This window comes from Actinomyces denticolens (assembly GCF_002072185.1).
GTDB classification, from domain to species: Bacteria; Actinomycetota; Actinomycetes; order Actinomycetales; family Actinomycetaceae; genus Actinomyces; species Actinomyces denticolens.
In genome coordinates, this window is the sequence record NZ_MVIW01000031.1 from 1 (window position 1) to 17,887 (window position 17,887).

Below are 17,887 nucleotides of genomic sequence, written 5' to 3' on the forward strand. Positions count from 1 at the left end.
CGCGACGCGCGACGCGCGGGCGCCGCCTGGGACGCGCGCCCCGCAGCGGCCCGTCTCTGGGCGCCGCGCACGGCGGGATGGGCGGGGGCGAGACCCGTGAGTTCGGTGAGACCCGCTCGGGGGCGCGGCGCGCCCGGGCGCCGACGCAGCTCGGCGGGGGCGGCGGGGCGCACCGAGACGTCGGCCTGAGCGCCGGGCCCCTCCGCGACGGGCTCCGCCGTGACAAGCCGCAGATGCGGATGGTGCGGTGCGCCCGCAGCGCGCGCCGACGGCGCCTCCCGCGCGGGAGCGTCCGCACTGGGGGCGGAGGCCGCCGAGTGCGCGGACAGGGGCGTGACCATCCGCAGGCGGCGCGATGGCCGAGGCGGGAGTGCGAGTGCGCTCATGGGGGAACCTCCTAGAACACGTGTTCGACGAACAACTGTTCGAATAGTAGTGGACCCGGCGCGACACGTCCAGCATCTTTCGAACATGTGTTTGAATGAGTGGCGAGTCGGCCGTATGGTTGACGGCAACCAGGACATCACCGGGCACTGACACGAATCCGGTGCCCTTAACCACCCGCACACGGGCCCGTGGGTGCCACGGCGCCCCCGCGTCGGCCGGACGCCGGCACTATCGAGGAGATCGCGATGAGCACAGCCCGCGGCGGCGACCGCCCCGGCGAGGCACGGGCAGGGAGGTCTGCCCCGCGGCGGACCGACAGGGACGCCGGGCGGGAGCGCCCTCGCCGGGAGGGGGAGGACGAGACCGATGGCGCTGGCGTCGCCGCAGGCGGTGGCGCTGGCGTCCTCGCGAGTCTCGATGGGCGCGCCCGCGCGGTGTACGAGGCCGTGCGCGACGCCGTCGTCGATCACGGCTACCCGCCCTCGATGCGCGAGATCGGGCAGAGGGTGGGGCTCACCAGCCCGTCCTCGGTCAAGCACCAACTCGATAAGCTCGAGCGCCTCGGCCTGGTTCGCCGCGACCCCAAGCGGCCCCGCGCCCTGGAGGTCATCACCCCCGAGGAGCCCGAGGCCCTGCGGGGAGGCGCGTTCCCCGAGGCCCCTGCGGCCACGGCCGCCCCCGGGGGGCCCGCGCTCCAGGTGATCCCCAGCCGGACCGTCCCCTCCCCCGCCGAGCCCCCCGCCCTGCCCGTGCTGCCGGGAGTGGCCGCGGGGGACGCCGTGGCGGTGCCCCTCGTGGGACGGATCGCGGCGGGCTCACCGATCCTGGCCGAGCAGGAGGTCGAGGACGTCATGGCCCTGCCCCGGCGCCTGACCGGCTCCGGAGAGCTCTTCATGCTCCAGGTTCACGGGGACTCGATGATCGACGCCGCGATCTGCGACGGCGACTGGGTGGTGGTCCGCGCCCAGCCCGACGCCGCCAACGGGGAGATCGTCGCGGCGATGCTCGACGACGTCGACGGCGCCTCGGCCACGGTCAAGGTCCTGTCCCGCAAGGACGGGCACCAGTGGCTCCTGCCGCGCAACCCCGACTACGCGCCGATCCCGGGCGACGACGCCACCATCATGGGACGGGTCGTCACCGTCCTGCGCGCGCTGTAGCGAGCGGCTCACGTCGACGGCGCCCCCATCCGTTCATGGATGGGGGCGCCATCGACGCGCGGGCGCGAGGCCTCAGTAGCCCAGGCCGCGGGCGACTTCGCGCAGGCGCTGGGCGGATGCGGTGAGGCGGTCGCGCTCGTCGAGGGTCAGGGGCAGTTCGAGGCGGCGCCCGGCGCCCTCGCGGCCGACGATCGTCGGGACCGCCATGCACACGTCCGAGATGCCGTGCCAGTTCTCCAGCAGCGGGGAGATGGTGAGCACGCGCTGCTCGTCGTTGAGGATGGCGCCGATGATCTTCTGCACGGCCAGGCCGACGGCGTAGTTGGTCACGCCCTTGCCCTCGATGATGCGGTAGGCGGAGCGGACGACGTCGTGGGCGATGCGGTCGCGCTTGGCCTGATCGAAGGTGCCGCCGTCGAGGGTCTTGCCCCACTGGGTGATCGGCACGCCGCCGATCTCGCAGCTCGACCACAGGGCGACCTCGGAGTCGCCGTGCTCACCGGCGATGTAGCCGTGGATGTTCTGGGTGGCGGTGCCGGTCTCCAGGGAGACGAGGTAGCGCATGCGGGCGGTGTCCAGGACGGTGCCGGATCCGAAGACCTGGTTGTCGGGAAGGCCCGTGATCTTCCGAGCGCAGTAGGTGACGACGTCCACCGGGTTGGCCACGAGGAGGAAGATGGCGTGCGGGGCGACCTCGACGAGCTTGGGCAGGATCTTCTCCATGATGCCCACGGTGGCGCCGGCGAGCTCGAGGCGGGACTGACCGGGCTTCTGCTTGGCCCCGGCGGTGATGGCGATGACGTCGGCGTCGCGGCAGATCTCCGGGTCGTCGGAGCCGGAGACGGCGCCCGCGGAGGTGAACTGGATGCCCTGGGCGATGTCGAGGGCCTCGGCCTCGACCTTCTCCTTGGCGATGTCCTGCAGGACGATCTCGCGTGCCACACCCTTGGTCACGCAGGCGTAGGCGAGGGTGGAGCCCACGGCTCCGGCGCCGATGATGGCGACCTTCGAGGGGCGGCCGGACTTGCCCGTCGGGTAGGAGCCTTCAGCGGTGTTGGTGATCGCGGCGTCGGACACGGGAAACCTCCAGATCTTCGTGGGACGGGCCGTTCGGCCCAGGGCCCAGCCTAGTCGCAAGAGGCGCGCGCCACAGCGGCCCTAAGCCCCGAAGTCGCACGACTCGGCGTCGTCTCCCTCGGGCGCCGCCGGCGGGGCCCCGCCCGTCTCAGCGACCATCTAGTGCCCGGCCGCCGCGAGCCGCCTGAGCGCCCCGAGGACCACCTCGCGCTCGGTCGTGGGCCACAGGCCCGGCATGGAGCGGGCCAGGAAGGCCCCGTAGCGGGCGCGGCGCAGCCGGGGATCGAGGACGGCGACGACGCCGCGGTCGTCCGAGCGGCGCACGAGCCGACCCGCGCCCTGGGCGAGCAGGAGCGCGGCGTGCGTGGCGGACACGGACATGAAGCCGTTGCCCCCAGCCGCGCTGACAGCCTCGGCGCGGGCGTTGGCCACGGGATCGTCCGGGCGGGGGAAGGGGATGCGGTCGATGATGACGAGTCGGCAGGCCCTGCCCGGCACGTCCACGCCCTGCCACAGGCTCAGGGTGCCCACGAGGCAGGAGTCCTCGTCCTCGGCGAAGGCGCGCACGAGCGTGGGCAGCTGGTCCTCCCCCTGGGCGTAGACGGTCAGGCCGGTGGCGCCGCGCAGCACGGAGGCGGCCTCCTCGGCGGCGCGCCTGGAGGAGAAGAGCCCCAGCATCCCCCCGCCGGAGGCCTCGGTGAGGGCCAGGACCTCGTCGAGCGCGGCCTCGGAGATGCCCATCTGGGGGCGGGGCAGGTGCGTGGGGGTGTAGAGGATGCCCTGGCGGGCGTAGTCGAAGGGCGTGCCGACGTCGATCCCGTCCCACGCGGTGGCCCCCAGCGCGAGGCCCAGCGCCCGCGCCATGGGATCGAAGCCGCCTCCCAGCGCGAGGGTCGCGGAGGTCAGCACAGCGGCGCGGCCCTCGAGGAGGGAGTCGGCGACACTGCCCGCCACGTCGATGGGGGCGAGCAGGAGACGCGGCGGGTCGGCGCTCATGCGCGGCCGCTCGATCCACGCCACGTCACGGCGGGCCTCGACGCTGCCCGAGGTCATGCGCTCCACGGCGTCGAGGAGGTCTGCGACGGCGGTGCGCGCCAGGGCGATCGCGCCGGCGTCGCCGGAGCGGGCCTTGGCGGCCTCGCGGATGTCGCCGGCCGCCTGCCGGGCCGCCTCGTCGAGGGTGATGAGGGAGTCGTGGAGGGCCTGGGGCAGGCCCGCCTCGAGACGCCCATCGGGCAGGTCGGCGAGTGCCAGTTGGAGGGCCTGACCGGAGGACTCCAGGTCGGCGGCGATGACGCCGGCGTGCTTGCGGGCGGTGGCGGCCACGCGCATGACGGCGGCGGCGGACAGGCCCACGGTCCCCTGCGAGCGGACGCGATCGGCGAGCTCGTGGGCCTCGTCGATGATGACGATGCCGTGCTCGGGCAGGACGTTCGGGTTGCCGGCGGCGGCGATGCCGAGCATCGCGTGGTTGGTGATGACCAGATCGGCCTCGCCGGCGGCGGCGCGGGCGCGTTCGGGGAAGCAGTCGTCGTGGAAGGGGCAGGAGGCGCCCAGGCACTCGGCCCGGGAGACGGAGACCTGCGCCCAGGCGCGGTCCGTCACCCCCGGGACGAGGTCGTCGCGGTCGCCCGTGCTCGTGGTGGAGGCCCACTCGCGCAGGCGCAGCACCTGCTCGGCCAGGCTCGTCGATGCCGCCCTCCCCAGGCGGACGGGGGTCAGCGCGTCGGCGGCGGAGAAGAGGGAGTCGACGGCGTCGTCCTCGGGGTAGCCCCCGGCCGCACGGTGGCGGCACAGGTAGTTCTGCCAGCCCTTGAGAAGGGCGATCGACGGGGTGCGGCCGGTGGCCTCCTGGACGGCGTCGGCGGCCAGCGGCGCGTCCTTGGTGAGGATCTGCCTCTGGAGGGCGAGCGTGGCGGTCGAGACCACGGCCCGCTCCCCCGTCTCGACGGCGCGGGCGAGCACGGGCACGAGGTATCCCAGCGATTTCCCGGTGCCCGTGCCGGCCTGCACCATGAGGTGGGTGCCGTCGGCCAGGGCCCGGCAGACCCGGCGGGCCATCTCCTCCTGGCCCGCCCGGGGACTGCCGCCCATGGCGTCGACGGCGTGGGCGAGGGCCGTCAGCACCGTCAGCTCGGCGGGGTCCGGGCTCTCCGCCGGGCCCTCGGCGCCCCCGTCGTCGGCCGGGCCCGCCGCCCGGTCACTCACAGGGCCGCGCCGGTGAGCTCGGCGGCCAGGGGGGCGCTGACCTTGGCGACCAGGCGCGTGCCGGCCTCGACGTACTCGATGGACTCGATCTCGCCGTCGGCGTGGACGCGCGAGACGAGGTCGCCCCGCGAGTAGGGCACGACGACGTCGACGGGCACATCCGGGCGGGGCAGCATCCCCTCGAGGCGCTCGCGCAGCTCCTCGACGCCCTCGCCGGTGCGCGCCGAGACGGTCAGCGCCCCGGGCAGCTGGGAGCGCAGGGCCACGAGCGTCATCGGATCGGCGAGATCGGCCTTGTTCAGGACGATGAGCTCGGGCACCTCCAGGGCTCCGGGGATCTCCGCCAGGACGGTGCGCACGGCGGCGATCTGGGACAGGGGGTCGGGGTGGGCGGCATCGACGACGTGCAGGACGAGGTCCGCCTCGGCGACCTCCTCGAGGGTGGAGCGGAAGGCCTCGATGAGCTCGTGGGGCAGGTTGCGCACGAACCCGACCGTATCGGTGAGCGTGTAGACGCGCCCGTCGGCGGCCCGGGCACGGCGCACCGTGGGGTCGAGGGTGGCGAAGAGGGCGTCCTGCACCATGATCCCCGCGCCGGTGAGGCGGTTCATGAGGGAGGACTTGCCGGCGTTGGTGTACCCGGCGATGGCGACGCTCGGGATGGGGCCGCGACGGCGCGAGCCGCGCTTGACCTCGCGCGAGGGCGCCATGGCCCTGATCTCGCGGCGGAGCCTGGTCATGCGCTCGCGGATGCGGCGCCGATCGAGCTCGATCTTCGTCTCGCCGGGGCCGCGCGAGCCGATGCCCTGCCCCCCGGCGACGCGCCCGCCGGCCTGGCGGGACATGGACTCTCCCCACCCGCGCAGGCGCGGCAGGAGGTACTCCAGCTGGGCGAGCTCCACCTGGGCCTTGCCCTCGCGGGACTTAGCGTGCTGGGCGAAGATGTCGAGGATGAGGGCGGTGCGGTCGACGACCTTGACCCGCACGACGTCCTCCAGGGCGCGGCGCTGGGAGGGGGCGAGCTCGCCGTCGACGATCACCGTGTCCGCCTCGGCGGCCGAGACGATCTCGGCGAGCTCCTTGGCCTTGCCACTGCCGAGGTAGGTGGCGGGATCGGGGTGGTCACGGCGCTGGATGACGGCATCGAGGACCTCGGAGCCGGCAGTCTCGGCCAGGGCGGCGAGCTCGGCCAGTGAGGTCTCGGCGTCCTGGGCGCCTTGGGCGTCAGCGGGCCCGCCGGTGGCGCGGGGCAGGTCGAGGCCCACGAGCACGACCCTCTCCAGGCGGATCTGGCGGTACTCGACCTCGCTGACGTCCTCGAGCTCGGTGGACAGGGAGGCGACGCGCCGCGTGGCGGCACGGGCCTCCCGCTCCAGGGAGCCATCGTCGCTCTCGCGGTTCTCGTGCTGGGCGGCGGTGGAGGCCAGGGCGGTCCCCCGGCGGGAGAGGATGCGGGCGACGATCTCCTCGGCGCGGGAGTCCTCCGAGGCGGGATCGTGCGGCTGAGGGGTGGTCTGAGGGTCTGAGGGGCGGGTCACAGAAGTCCTTCGGGATCGCGAGAGCCGGGCCCGGAGCGAGGCTCGACGGGCCGGCCATTCGGGCATGGGCGGTCTGAGGCGCCGCGTGGGCGGCGCCTGCTCAGCGCATCCGGGTGATCCACATGGGCGCATCGTAGCGCAGTCGCACCCGTGGCCCCGGCGGCGCGGCGCTAGTCTCGGCACGTGAGCCCATCGCCGACGACGCAGGCCCCCGCGCCGCCACCATCGCCGCGCGCCCTGCTCACCACGAGGCTGGGCCGCCTGGCGATGGCCATGCTCGTCGTCGAGCTCCTGGCGGGGATGCAGACCTACATCAACCAGACGGTCCTGCCGCTGCTGGCCACCGAGCTCGACGCCCGTGACTCCTACGGCCTGGTGACGGCCGCCGCCCAGGTGCCCGCGTTCCTCACGATGCCGCTGGGCGGGGCGATGCTGGAGCGCTGGCGCGCAGGGGCCCTCATGACGGTCCTCACCGCCCTGCTCGCGGCGGGCGCGGTCATCGGGGCGCTCGCGCCCACTATCTGGGTGTACATCCTGGGCGAGGTCCTGCGCGGCCTGGCGGCGGGGGCGCTGGCCACCGTGTCGATGGGTGTGCTCGTGGCGGGGCTGCCGGATGCCTGGCGGCGCCTGTACGCGGCGGCGGGATCGGCGATGTGGGTGATCTCCTCCCTCATCGGGCCCGCCTACGCCGCGGCCCTGAGCGCCGCCGCAGGGTGGCGCTGGGCGCTGGTGGGCTACCTGCCCGTCCTGGTTGCGGCCCGGGCGGCGATGGCCCATGAGGCGGCGGGCCTGCGGGTGCGCGGTGACGACGGCGCGCCGTGGGCCCCCGCGCTGGCGATGGCGGGCGGGGTCGGCGTCATCGGGGCGGCCCGAGCGGCGAGTCCCTGGTTCTGGCCGATGGCGGGCCTCGGGATGGTCCTCGTGGTGGGGGCCTGCGCGCGCGTCTTCCCCGCGGGCTCCCTGCGGCTGGCGCGCGGGCGCCGGGCCGCCGTCGGGACCCTGGCATGGCTGTGCTCCCTCTACTTCGCGATCGACCTCGCGGTGGCCCCCGCCGCCCATGACGTGCTGGGGCTGGGGCCGGGGGCGATCGGCTGGGCGCTGACGACGGCGGGAGTGTGCTGGTCGGTCATCGCGATGCGCTGCGGGGCGCGCCCCGCCCGCGATCCCCGGCTCCTGCGGCGCCGCACCGCGCTGGCGGGGGCCGCCTTCGCCTCCGGCGGCGCGCTCATGATCGTGGCCCTGGCCGGCGCCGCCCCCTGGTGGTGCCTGCACGCGGGCTTCGGGGTCCTCGGGGCCGGGATGGGGCTGACGAACCAGGACGCGTGGCTGCGGGTCATCACCGAGCCCGAGGCCGATGACGGCATCAGCCAGGCGCGCGCCGCCACCTCGGCCGCCGTGGCGAGCTCGGCGGGGGCGGCCGCCCTGGCCACGCTCGTGACCGCCGGGATCGCCCCGACGACGGCGGGGGTCGAGGCGCGCCTGCTCGTCCCCGTGCTCGTCGTGCTCGTGGTGGGGCTGACCGCTACTCCCCTGCTCGCGCGGCGCATGGATTGAGCGGGCCCCGGACCGGCCCGGGACCGCCCCCGGACCCGCCCGGCCCGGCGTCCTCGGCGGCGGGTAGCCTGGAGGCGTGAGCGACCAGCATTACTTCACCGCCTCTCCGGCCGCCCGGGCCGCCGAGCGCCGCCACCGGTTCACGATCCGGGGCCGCGAGGTGGAGGTGACCACGGCCTCCGGCGTCTTCAGCGCGGACCGGGTGGACAAGGGCACGCAGGTACTGCTGGACCACGTGCCCGATCCCCCCGGGACCGGTCTCTTCCTGGACCTGGGCTGCGGCTGGGGCCCGATCGCCCTGGCCCTGGGCTCGGCCTCCCCGGCTGCGGAGGTCCTGGCGGCCGACGTCAACGAGCGCGCCGTGGACCTGACCGCGCGCAACGCCGTGGCCGCTGGGCTGGGGGGCGTGCGCGCCGCCCCGGCCGGCGAGCTCCTCGCCGAGTTGCGCGACTCCGGGCGCCGCCTGGATCTCATCTGGTCCAATCCCCCGGTGAGGATCGGCAAGGAAGCGCTGCACGCGCTCCTGACGGACTGGCTGCCCCTGCTGGCCGACGGTGGCGAGGCCTGGCTCGTCGTCGGCAAGAACCTGGGGGCCGACTCGCTGGCCGCCTGGCTCGCGTCCCAGGGCTGGGCGGTGGTGCGGGAGGCCTCGGCCAAGGGCTTCCGGGTCCTGCGCGTCAGCCGCTGAGAGCGCCGCCGTCCGCCCCGCCCCCGCGCCGCCCGGCGCCGGCGCGCAGGTCGAGGACCGCCAGGGCGAGCGCCGTCAGGCAGATCGCGGTGCTTGCGCCCAGGCCCACGAGGAATCCCTGGTCCCAGCCCTGACGGCCCGCTGTCGAGAACGCGATGCCGGTGAGCGCGGCGATCCCCACCGAGGTGCCGATGCGCTGGCTGGTCTGCAGGATGCCACCGGCCGCCCCGGCGTAGTGGAGGGGCACCTCGGCCAGGGCGAGCGTCTGGTTCGGCGAGACCACCATCGCCTGCCCGGCGCCCTGGAGGAGGAGCGTGAGACCCGCCCACCAGAACGGCAGGCCGGAGGTGGCGTGGAGGCGGACGACGAGCATCGTGGCCAGGAGGCTCGCGATGACGAGCACCAGTCCGATGAGCACCATGGAGCGCCCCATGCGCAGCACGTGACGACCGGCGATCGGGGCGCCGATGGCCCCGGCCAGGGCGGAGGGCAGGCCCACCAGGCCGGCCGCGAGGGCGGAGGATCCCAGTCCCTGCTGGACGTACTGGGCGATGATGAGCCAGATCCCGGCCACGGAGGTGAAGTAGGCGCCGATGAGCAGGGTGCCGACGGCGAAGGATCTCGTTCGGAAGAGCCCCAGGTGGACCATGGGCCGGCGCCCGCGCATCGCGTAGCGGCGCTCCCAGGCCAGCCAGCCGGCTCCAAGGGCCAGCCCGGTGCCGAGACTCGCCCAGATCCAGGCGCCCACCGGTGAGTCGGAGGATTCCACGAAGGGGAGCATGACGAGGAGGGTCGCCAGGCCCAGGAGCATCATGCCCAGGGGGTCGAAGTCGGCGCGCGACCGCCGGGCGCCCGCGGCGCCGGAGCCGCTGGGGGCAGCGGCGGTGGCCGACGAGGAGGTCCAGGCGGAGGCGGGCAGAACCCTGAGCGCGACGATCACGCCGATGAGCGCGACGGGCACGTTGACGAGGAAGGAGGCGCGCCATCCGGCCTCGGGGCCGAGCGCCCCGACGAGCGCGCCGGACATGACCGGCCCCACGGCCACGGACACGCCCACCATCCCGCCGAACATCCCGAAGGCGCGCCCGCGCCGCTCGCCCGCGAAGTACTGCTGGATCATGCCGGTGACCTGGGGGCTGAGGAGGCCCGAGCCCACGCCCATGAGCAGGCGCGCCAGGTTGAGGGCGAGGAGGGAGGGAGCCAGGCCGGACAGGAGCGAGCCGGCGCCGAAGACCGCCAGGCCCGCCACGAACAGGCGGCCCCGGCCCAGCAGATCCCCGGCCCTCCCGGCGGCCACGAGCAGGATCCCGAAGACGAGCGCGTAGCCGGAGACCACCCACTGAAGCGCGGAGGTTGAGGCGCGCAGGCTCGTCTCGATGGCGTGCAGGACCACGTTGACCGAGGAGACGGCCAGGAGCGACATGAACGCGGCGATGAGCAGGACGGAGAGGATCTCCTTCTGCTGGCGGTCCATCGGCCCCGTGCCGCTGGAGGCTGGACCGGTGGGGCGGGGGGACTCGCTGGTGCTGGGCGTCACCGACTCACCCTAGGACCCGGGGCTCAGTACCGCGAGGCGATGGTCCGCCGGACCTCGTCGGGGACGTCGCTGGTGTCACTGGCGGGCCGGCTCCACCGGCCGGTGGCGACGTCCACGCCGATCGAGAGGGCGATGACGATGACCACCGGCAGGATCCACCCGGTCGAGTTGTCCCAGGCGCCGGTGCGCGCGAGGAGGTCGGAGGGCGCCGACCAGCCGGTCTCCGCGGCGGCGGAGACGGCGCCGAGGACGACGGCCAGGCTCACGGGAACCAGATAGGTCCAGCGCAGATGACCGGGGGCGGCGCTGTCGATGAGCGTGACGACGATGAGGGTGATGACGATGGGGTAGAGCAGGAGCGTGACGGGCGAGATGATGACGATCATGGCGCTCAGGCCCAGGTTGGTCAGCGCCAGGGCGACGGCGGAGCAGCCGATCGCCTGGGCGCGGAACTCGATCCGGGGCCAGGCGGTGTTGGCGTAGCCGGCCCAGGAGGAGATGAGCCCGACGGCGGTGGACAGGCAGGCGAGCACCACGATGAGGGCGAAGACCGCCGTGCCCGTGGGCCCGAGGGAGTCGGCGGCGGCGGCGCGCAGGAGCGAGGTGCCGTCCGCGGGGTCCCCACTGGCGTGCCTGCCCAGCAGCGCCAGGCTGCCGTAGACGGCCGCCAGGAAGATCGCGGCGATGACGCCGGCGCCGCTGGTGCCCCACAGGATCTGCCTCTCGGTGCTCATCCCCTGGGCGCGCAGGGAGGTGATGACGACGATCCCGAAGACGGTGGCCGCCAGCGCGTCCATGGTGAGGTAGCCCTGGGTGAGCCCGGCGGCCAGCGGCGCGGTGGTGTAGGCGCCGGTGGCGGGACGATCGATCGTCGGGCCCGCGATGATGGCGGCGGCGCACAGCACCGCGATGAGAATGAGGAGCGCGGGCGTCAGGAGCTTGCCGATGCGGTCGGCCAGGCGCGAGGGCCGCAGGGACAGGGCGAGCGCGGCGGCGAAGAAGCCGACGGCGTGGAGGGCCAGGGACACGCGGCCGGTGGGCAGCCCGGCGAGCTCCAGGAGCGGCCTCGTGGCGAGCTCGTAGGAGACGATCGCTGTCCTGGGGATGGCGTAGAGCGGGCCGATGGCCAGGTAGACGACGAGCGGGAGAACGCGTCCGAAGCGGGGCCCGACCCTCCGGGCCAGGCCGAGGATCCCCTCCCCGGAGGTGGATACGGCGATGACGCCGAGCAGCGGCAGGATGACTCCGGTGGCGATGAAGCCGATGACGACGACGCCCACCGCGTCGCCGCTGGAGGCGCCGAGGGAGGGCGGGAAGATGAGGTTGCCCGCCCCGAAGAACAGGGCGAAGAGCATGAGGCCGGTTGTGGCGATCCGGCGCAGGTCGTGGCCGCTCATAGAACCGTCACCCGCGCGATGAGGCTGGCCGTGCCGGTGAGGATGATGCTCCCCCTCGGTGCCCCCGGGGCGGTGCCCGCGTGGACCCCGACCTCCCCGCCGGGGACGAGCAGGCGGTACGAGTCGGGGGCGCCCTCGCCCTCCCACTCGTGGAGGGCGGCGGCGACGGCGCAGCAGCTCATTCCGGTGGAGGGGGCACCCCCCGCCGACCGGCCCAGGGCCCTCATGCGGGCCACGCCGATCGGCTCCCCGCCGGCGGGGTCGGCCTCCTCGCCCAGGGGGACCACGGCGTCCAGGGCCACCGGCTCGGACGGCTCGGGCTCGTAGCGCACGGCGCCGACGGGGCCGATCGCCCCCTCGGGGCTCGCCGCGTCGAGCTCGGCCTCGTCGGCCAGGGCGATGACGATGTGGGTGGCCGCGGCGCCCGGCACGGTGACGCTCAGGCCTGCACGGGGGCCGTCGATCCCCGGGACGACGACGGCGGTGTCCCAGCCGGGCCAGTCGCCGTCGGCCTCGGCGGCGCCGGGGTCAGCAGGGGGCTCGGGGCGGGAGGGCAGGCGCGCGGGCCCCATGTCCACGGCCCACAGATCGCCGATCCTGGTGGCGGTGCGGGCGCCCCCGCGCGTCCCGATGGTCACCGATGCGCCCTCGGGGATCACGGCCAGGGACTCGGCGACGAGGGTCTGGGCGAGCAGGAGCACGGCGCTGGGAGTCATCCCGGCGACGGCCCCGTCGGCGCTGTAGTGGTCCATGAACCACTCCGCCTCGGGCACTGCCTCGGCGAAGCGCTCGGCCCCGGGCAGGCTCGCCGTGCGCACGACGCGCACGAGCCCGCTGGCGCCGATGCCGCCGCGCCGGTCGCACACGGCGGCGATATCCGCGGCGGTGAGGGGGACGTCGCAGTCGGGATCGACGAGCATGAGGAGGTCGTCGCCCGCCGCGCGCCCCTTGATGAGCTCGCGGCCCGCCAGGCCAGTGCGCGTCGAGGTGGTCATGCGCCCACCCTATGCGACGGGCTCGGGCCGCCCGGAATCCGCGGCCCCGACCAGCCTCAGCGCGACGTCGAGCACTCGCTGCCGCTCGCCGTCGGGCACCGCCCCATCGGGGGTGAGGCGGGTGTCGATCCAATGGATGCGGGGGTCTCGGCGGAACCACTTGAGCTGGCGGCTCGCGAGCCGGCGGGTGGCGGCGGCCGTGGCGTCGATCGCCTCGTCGACGGTCAGCGCGTCGTCGATGACGGCCAGGGCCTGGGCGTAGCCGATGGCGCGCCTCGCCGTCGGTCCCTCGCGCAGCCCGGCCGCGATGAGCCCGCGGGTCTCCTCGATGATGCCCGGGCCCGCCGCGGGGCGGAACATGGCGGCGGTGCGGGCGTTGATGCGGGCGCTCAGGGCCCCGCGCGGCGGGCGCAGAGCCAGGTGGACGGTCGGGGCGATGTCCTCGTAGCGGGGCAGGGCGGCGGAGAAGGGGCGGCCGGTGACGGCCAGGACCTCCAGCGCGCGCACGATGCGGCGGGTGTCGCCGTCGTCGATGCGCTGGGCGGAGAGGGGGTCGGCCCCGGCCAGCTCCTCCCACAGGGCGCGGGCGCCCCCGGTTCGGGCGCGCTCCTCCAGGCCCTCGCGCACGGCCGGGTCGGTGCCGGGGAAGTCGAGGGCGTCGGTGACGGCGCGGACGTAGAGGCCCGAGCCGCCGACGATGAGGGCCCGCCTGCCGCGGGCCTCGATGGCGGCGAGATCGGCGCGGGCGTGCCGCTGGTAGGCGGCGACGGAGGCCTCCTGGGCGACGTCGAGGACGTCGATCTGGTGATGGGGGTAGCCGCGGCGCTCGGCCGGTGCGAGCTTGGCGGTGCCCACGTCCATGCCCCGGTAGAGCTGGGAGGCGTCGGCCCCCAGGATCTCGCTGCCGGCGGGCCCGTCGCCGAGGGCATCGGCGAGGTCGAGGGCGAGCTCGGACTTGCCGGTCGCCGTCGGGCCGATGACGGCGATGCGCGTGAGTGGCACGGCCCGGCTCACAGCTCGGGCAGGAGCGGGCCGACGGTGCGCAGCGCCTGGGTGCAGGAGGCCAGGGCGGTGTCGAGGTGGAGGCGCAGTTGGTCGTCGGTGATGCCCGAGCGCAGGTCGGTGATGTAGATGGCGCGGACGAAGGGGCCATCGGGGCCGTCGACGATGGCGACGGTGGGGAAGAAGCGGTCGCGGTTCCAGTCGTTGACGGCGGATGCGAGCTCGTCGCGCTGCCCCTCGGGGCCGGGCTCGGCCCAGTCCCCGGAGACGAGCAGCCAGCCGTCGTGCTCGGCGGGGATCTCGATGATGAAGGGGAAGCCGTCCCAGTTGCCCATGAGGGTGGCGTGGCCCTGATCCTCCTCGCGGCGGATCCGGTAGGACATCTCCGAGGCGAGCATGGACTCGATGCGCTCGAGGGTCAGGCGCGAGGTGACCTGCTCGCGGGCGGGCTGGGCGGGGCCCCGCGCGCCCCGGGCCCCGCTGCGGGTGCGGGGGGCACCCCCGCGGCCCGAATTGACGTTCTCCGAGCCCTGGCGCCGGTGGCTCCCGGCGGAGCGGGCATGGCCGGCAGAGTCGGCGGAGTTCGCCGAGCCGGCGGATCCGGACGAGGATGACGGGGCCGATCCCGCGGACGATGGGGAGGCGGGCGGCGGGGCCTGGCCGGCCCGGCGATGCTGACCGGGCCCGGCGGCGCCGCCGGCCCGCTGGTCCCAGCCCTTGCCCATTGATCGGGCGATGAGGCCGGCGAGGCGCTCGAGGCGCGTGCGCCGCCGGGGGGCCTCGCTCACGGCTCGAGGCTCCCGCGCAGGGGATCGGGGAAGACCTCCTCGGCCTCGCGCACGAGGGCGACGATGAGGCGGCATCCCGTGAAGACGAAGTCGTCGATCTGGGCGTCGGTCATACCGGCGTCCAGCGGATAGGTGATCTCGCCGTGGAGGCGGACGATTCCCCCGTCGCCCACGGTGAGGAAGGCCTTGGGGCCGATGCGGGTGGCGTTCCAATCCTCGACGAGGGAGCGCAGGGGGGCGAGGTGCTCGGTGTCGGCGATGCGGTGCCAGGTCCCGCGCAGCTGGACGGCGCGCGTGTCCTGGAAGATGACGTGGACGACGACGCAGCGCCAGGGGATGCCGACGTCGCCCTCGTCGTCGACGAAGTACCTCAGGCCCAGCCGGTGGGTGGCCTTCAGGATGCGCTCGGCGGTCACCGGCGCAGGGGCTGCGACGACGGTGGTGTCCGTGCGGGGGTCCGAGTCAGACGGCATGGGACCAGCCTAGCCGCCCCACCACGGCGCGGGGTAACCCGCTCGGCGGGCGATCCGCCGTCGGCGGACGGGACGGCTAGCCCCGCGCCTGCTCGGCGATGGAGTCGATCGCGCTGTTGAAGGCGGCCGAGGTCTTGGAGGCCCCGGCGAGCGCGGTGACATGGGCCTGCTCGATGCTCTTGCCGACAACGGCGCCCTTGATCTTGGAGGAGAAGCGCTGGATGTAGTCCTCCGAGGTGTCGCTGGCCGCGTGCCCGGTGACCGTGACATCCGTGATGGCTCCGCCGGACAGGGTCACGGAGACGTCGATGGAGTCGTCGCTGGGGAGCTCGTCCACTCCCTTGTAGGTCTGGGCGTCCTGGTAGGAGCCATCCGTGTAGGGGCCGGCGGGGCCGAGGCGCTCGCCGGAGCCTCGGGCCTGCGCTTCGAGTGCGCCCTCCTGCACACCGACGGGAGCGCCGAGGTCTCCCGGGGCCTGCCCGGCTCGTTGTTCACCGCCCGACCAGCCGGTCGTGCCGCCAACGCCCAGCGGCGCCGCTTGCACCGGGCAGTGCCGCCCGCGCCGAGCAGTGCCCTCCACCCCGAGCGGCGCCATCCGCACCCAGCGGAGCGTCCTCCCGGCACCGGTCGGTGCTCTCCGCTTCGGTCAGTGCAAAAGGCACCGATCAACGCTCCCCACGGCGCCGAACTCGCCCGACGATATATCGGGGCATCGGTGTCGAAGAATGATCGCAACCAAGAGGAGGCAGGGAATCTCCTGACAATCCAAAACAGGCCTTGACCTGCGAAACGCCGAGGAGCAAGGCAAGAGCATCGTGCGGTACGGTCTTCAGCGCAACGCCTGAGCCCCAGCAGGTCACCCGTCCTGTCCGATCACCACATGGGGCTCGGACAAGACAGGTCTCAGGCGTACTACGCCGCATAAGGAACTCCGCCCCATGAACGAGATCGTCGGAGATTCAATCATGGCCCTCTTCGCGCTGATGACGATCGCCGCAGTAGCGAGCCCGTGGGCGCGAGGGAGGCTACTCGCGGTCATTCAAGTATGTCGCGATGAACTGCCTGGCCTCGATCATCGCCGCTGCGTCAATGCTCTTCCTCCGGATGCTCACACTGGCCGACGCGCAGGTGAGATCCAGCCACGGGAGCGGACAAGCGTGGTGCGGCAATAGTTACGCGTACATGATTGATTCTCGCGTCGAGAAGGTATTCGGGATCCCCCACGAGTGCGTCTCGCAGAGCAGGATCGCCATGGCGATCATCATCGCCGCGGCGATCCTCGTGCTCATCGCCGAGCGATGGCTCCTGAGGAGATTCGTGAGCAGCAAGCGCCGAGTCTCGAAGGAGTCGACAGCGGCGAGGACCACGGCCTAGCCATCCGTTCCGATCCCGCCTCGGAGCCGGCGTCGGCCTCACCGGGCGGAGGCGGGCGCGCCCACGCGCAGGGTGGGCATGCCCAGGCTCACTGGCGCGGTGTCAGCCTCGGGGGTCGCGCAAGCCTCGGCCTGACGGCGCTCCCAGGCGTCACCGGCACGGGTGCGACGCACCTCGAACAGAGCGGGGCCGTCGTCGTACCAGACGCGATCCCCGGCGGAGCGCGCCTCTCCCGCGGCGCGCTCGGCACCGCTCAAGGCCCGCCCGCACAGGGCGGAGTCGGCGATGAGGTTGTGGGGCGCTCCGTGGGTGACGCGCACGGTCACCATGTCCCCGGGCCGGGGCGCTCCCCGCTCGTAGTCGTCCGCCGCCAGCCCCGCTGGTAGGGCGGCGTGGACGAGGCGGTTGTCGGCGGCGCGCCCCGAGACGCGGGCGGTGACGGCATCGCGCCGCCCCTCCCCCTCGGCCACGAGGATCTCGACCACCCGGCCCTCCTGGGCAACGTTCTCCTCATGGGTGATGCGCCGCACGAGCTCGTCCAGGCGGCGGTAGCGGTCCTTGACCACCTCGACGGGCACGGGCTCCAGGTCCGCCGCGGGCGTGCCGGGGCGCGGGGAGTACTCGAAGGTGAAGGCGGAGGCGAAGCGGGCCTCCTCGACGATGTCAAGAGTTGCCTGGAAGTCCTCCTCCGTCTCGCCGGGGAAGCCGACGATGATGTCGGTGGTGATGGCCGCCTCGGGCATGGCGGCGCGCACCCGCTGAAGGATCCCCAGGAACCGCTCGGAGCGGTACGAGCGGCGCATGGCGCGAAGGATGCGGTCGGAGCCGGACTGCAGCGGCATGTGGAGGCTGGGCATGACGGCAGGGGTGGAGGCCATGGCCTCGATGACGTCGTCGGTGAAGGCCGCGGGGTGGGGGCTGGTGAAGCGGACCCGCTCGATGCCCTCGACTCCCCCGGCGGCGCGCAGCAGCTTGGCGAAAGCGCCGCGATCCCCGAAGCCGACCCCGTAGGAGTTGACGTTCTGGCCCAGCAGTGTCACCTCGATGGCGCCCTGATTCGCGACGGCCTCGATCTCGGCCAGGACCTCCCCGGGGCGGCGGTCGCGCTGCTTGCCGCGCAGCGAGGGCACGATGCAGAAGGTGCAGGTGTTGTTGCAGCCCACGGCGATGGACACCCAGGCGGCGTAGGCGGACTCGCGTCGGGTGGGCAGGGTGGAGGGGAAGACCTTGAGGGACTCCTCGATCTCGACGGCCGCCTCCTCGTTGTGGCGGGCGCGCGCCAGGAGGGCGGGCAGGACGTCGATGTTGTGGGTGCCGAAGACGACGTCCACCCACGGTGCCCGCTCCACGATCCCCTGTCCCATCTGCTGGGCGAGGCACCCGGCGACGGCGATCTGCATCCCGGGGCGCTCGCGCTTGACGGCGGCCAGTTGGCCCAGATTGCCGAACAGGCGCGTGGCAGCGTTCTCCCGCACGGAGCAGGTGTTGACGATCACGACGTCGGCGCCGCCGTCACCGGCATCGGTGGCGCGGGCCGCGGCAGCGGGGACGCCGTCGGCGCTCACATAGCCCGCGGCCTCGAGGAGCCCGGCCATGCGCTCGGAGTCGTGGACGTTCATCTGGCAGCCGAGGGTGCGCACGTGGTAGGTGCGCGGGGCGCGCGCGTCGGCGGCGCTCATCGGGGTGGTCATCGTGGCAGTCATCGCCAG

The 17,887-nt window shown here is 74.0% G+C and carries 15 protein-coding genes and 1 pseudogene; 4 read left to right on the plus strand and 12 right to left on the minus strand.

Annotated elements, in window-relative coordinates; all coding sequences use genetic code 11:
- Nucleotides 1-386, minus strand: a pseudogene (locus tag B1H55_RS12365) (hypothetical protein); the annotation flags it as partial.
- A gap of 246 nt (nt 387-632) precedes the next feature.
- Here B1H55_RS12365 and lexA point away from each other — a divergent pair.
- Nucleotides 633-1,547 (plus strand): transcriptional repressor LexA, encoded by a 915-nt coding sequence (gene lexA / locus B1H55_RS09190; RefSeq protein WP_073452203.1) that lies wholly within the window; start codon nt 633-635, stop codon nt 1,545-1,547.
- A 72-nt stretch (nt 1,548-1,619) separates the two neighbouring features.
- Here the strand turns inward: lexA and B1H55_RS09195 are convergent, their stop codons facing one another.
- The 3 genes from B1H55_RS09195 to hflX form a co-directional block, all read right to left on the minus strand.
- Nucleotides 1,620-2,624, minus strand: a complete 1,005-nt coding sequence (locus B1H55_RS09195) for an L-lactate dehydrogenase (RefSeq protein WP_073452204.1) — start codon at nt 2,622-2,624, stop codon at nt 1,620-1,622.
- A 159-nt stretch (nt 2,625-2,783) separates the two neighbouring features.
- Nucleotides 2,784-4,718: an ATP-dependent DNA helicase gene (locus B1H55_RS09200; protein ID WP_231953009.1), complete on the minus strand. Its 1,935-nt coding sequence runs from the start codon at nt 4,716-4,718 to the stop codon at nt 2,784-2,786.
- A 110-nt stretch (nt 4,719-4,828) separates the two neighbouring features.
- On the minus strand, nt 4,829-6,295 hold the full coding sequence (gene hflX / locus B1H55_RS09205; RefSeq protein ID WP_231953010.1) for a GTPase HflX: 1,467 nt from the start codon (nt 6,293-6,295) through the stop codon (nt 4,829-4,831).
- Nucleotides 6,296-6,553: 258 nt separating this feature from the next.
- Between hflX and B1H55_RS09210 the strand changes: the two genes are divergently transcribed.
- Both B1H55_RS09210 and B1H55_RS09215 read left to right on the plus strand, forming a co-directional pair.
- On the plus strand, nt 6,554-7,924 hold the full coding sequence (locus tag B1H55_RS09210; RefSeq protein ID WP_307190088.1) for an MFS transporter: 1,371 nt from the start codon (nt 6,554-6,556) through the stop codon (nt 7,922-7,924).
- Between the two features lie 76 nt (nt 7,925-8,000).
- Entirely contained in the window at nt 8,001-8,612 is a 612-nt protein-coding gene (locus B1H55_RS09215) for a class I SAM-dependent methyltransferase (protein WP_073452210.1), read from the plus strand.
- Here the strand turns inward: B1H55_RS09215 and B1H55_RS09220 are convergent.
- The 7 genes from B1H55_RS09220 to B1H55_RS09250 all read right to left on the minus strand — a co-directional run bounded on the left by B1H55_RS09220 (nt 8,602) and on the right by B1H55_RS09250 (nt 15,405).
- Complete coding sequence (locus B1H55_RS09220) at nt 8,602-10,149, minus strand: MFS transporter (protein WP_307190087.1); 1,548 nt, start codon at nt 10,147-10,149, stop codon at nt 8,602-8,604. The two genes, B1H55_RS09215 and B1H55_RS09220, sit on opposite strands and share 11 nt — an antisense overlap.
- 23 nt (nt 10,150-10,172) lie before the next feature.
- Nucleotides 10,173-11,546 (minus strand): branched-chain amino acid transport system II carrier protein, encoded by a 1,374-nt coding sequence (brnQ, locus tag B1H55_RS09225; RefSeq protein WP_077239994.1) that lies wholly within the window; start codon nt 11,544-11,546, stop codon nt 10,173-10,175.
- Nucleotides 11,543-12,541 (minus strand): diaminopimelate epimerase, encoded by a 999-nt coding sequence (locus B1H55_RS09230; RefSeq protein ID WP_073452216.1) that lies wholly within the window; start codon nt 12,539-12,541, stop codon nt 11,543-11,545. The genes brnQ and B1H55_RS09230 overlap by 4 nt, the downstream gene beginning before the upstream one ends.
- 9 nt (nt 12,542-12,550) lie before the next feature.
- Nucleotides 12,551-13,543, minus strand: a complete 993-nt coding sequence (gene miaA / locus B1H55_RS09235; RefSeq protein WP_231952557.1) for a tRNA (adenosine(37)-N6)-dimethylallyltransferase MiaA — start codon at nt 13,541-13,543, stop codon at nt 12,551-12,553.
- 8 nt (nt 13,544-13,551) lie between these two features.
- A complete protein-coding gene (locus tag B1H55_RS09240; RefSeq protein WP_231952559.1) occupies nt 13,552-14,331 on the minus strand; it encodes a type III secretion system chaperone family protein in 780 nt (259 codons plus the stop codon).
- Nucleotides 14,328-14,804, minus strand: a complete 477-nt coding sequence (locus B1H55_RS09245) for a YbjN domain-containing protein (protein ID WP_073452218.1) — start codon at nt 14,802-14,804, stop codon at nt 14,328-14,330. The genes B1H55_RS09240 and B1H55_RS09245 overlap by 4 nt, the downstream gene beginning before the upstream one ends.
- 76 nt (nt 14,805-14,880) lie before the next feature.
- Nucleotides 14,881-15,405, minus strand: coding sequence for an FMN-binding protein (locus tag B1H55_RS09250; protein WP_476920308.1), 525 nt, complete (start codon nt 15,403-15,405; stop codon nt 14,881-14,883).
- Nucleotides 15,406-15,857: 452 nt separating this feature from the next.
- Between B1H55_RS09250 and B1H55_RS09255 the strand changes: the two genes are divergently transcribed.
- Nucleotides 15,858-16,178: a hypothetical protein gene (locus B1H55_RS09255; protein WP_077239990.1), complete on the plus strand. Its 321-nt coding sequence runs from the start codon at nt 15,858-15,860 to the stop codon at nt 16,176-16,178.
- A gap of 38 nt (nt 16,179-16,216) precedes the next feature.
- Here B1H55_RS09255 and miaB read toward each other — a convergent pair whose 3' ends face one another.
- The gene (gene miaB, locus B1H55_RS09260; protein ID WP_073452224.1) at nt 16,217-17,881 is read right to left on the minus strand and encodes a tRNA (N6-isopentenyl adenosine(37)-C2)-methylthiotransferase MiaB; all 1,665 of its coding nucleotides are present in this window, start codon (nt 17,879-17,881) and stop codon (nt 16,217-16,219) included.
- Between the last annotated feature and the right edge of the window lie 6 nt (nt 17,882-17,887).

What these genes read in the sequence shown, in the direction of transcription:
- lexA (WP_073452203.1), top strand. Translation starts at nt 633, where the DNA reads ATGAGCACAGCCCGCGGCGGCGACCGCCCCGGCGAGGCACGGGCAGGG.
- B1H55_RS09200 (WP_231953009.1), bottom strand. Translation starts at nt 4,718, where the DNA reads ATGGGCGGCAGTCCCCGGGCGGGCCAGGAGGAGATGGCCCGCCGGGTC.
- brnQ (WP_077239994.1), bottom strand. Translation starts at nt 11,546, where the DNA reads ATGAGCGGCCACGACCTGCGCCGGATCGCCACAACCGGCCTCATGCTC.
- B1H55_RS09230 (WP_073452216.1), bottom strand. Translation starts at nt 12,541, where the DNA reads ATGACCACCTCGACGCGCACTGGCCTGGCGGGCCGCGAGCTCATCAAG.
- B1H55_RS09245 (WP_073452218.1), bottom strand. Translation starts at nt 14,804, where the DNA reads ATGCCGTCTGACTCGGACCCCCGCACGGACACCACCGTCGTCGCAGCC.
- B1H55_RS09255 (WP_077239990.1), top strand. Translation starts at nt 15,858, where the DNA reads ATGAACTGCCTGGCCTCGATCATCGCCGCTGCGTCAATGCTCTTCCTC.
- miaB (WP_073452224.1), bottom strand. Translation starts at nt 17,881, where the DNA reads ATGACTGCCACGATGACCACCCCGATGAGCGCCGCCGACGCGCGCGCC.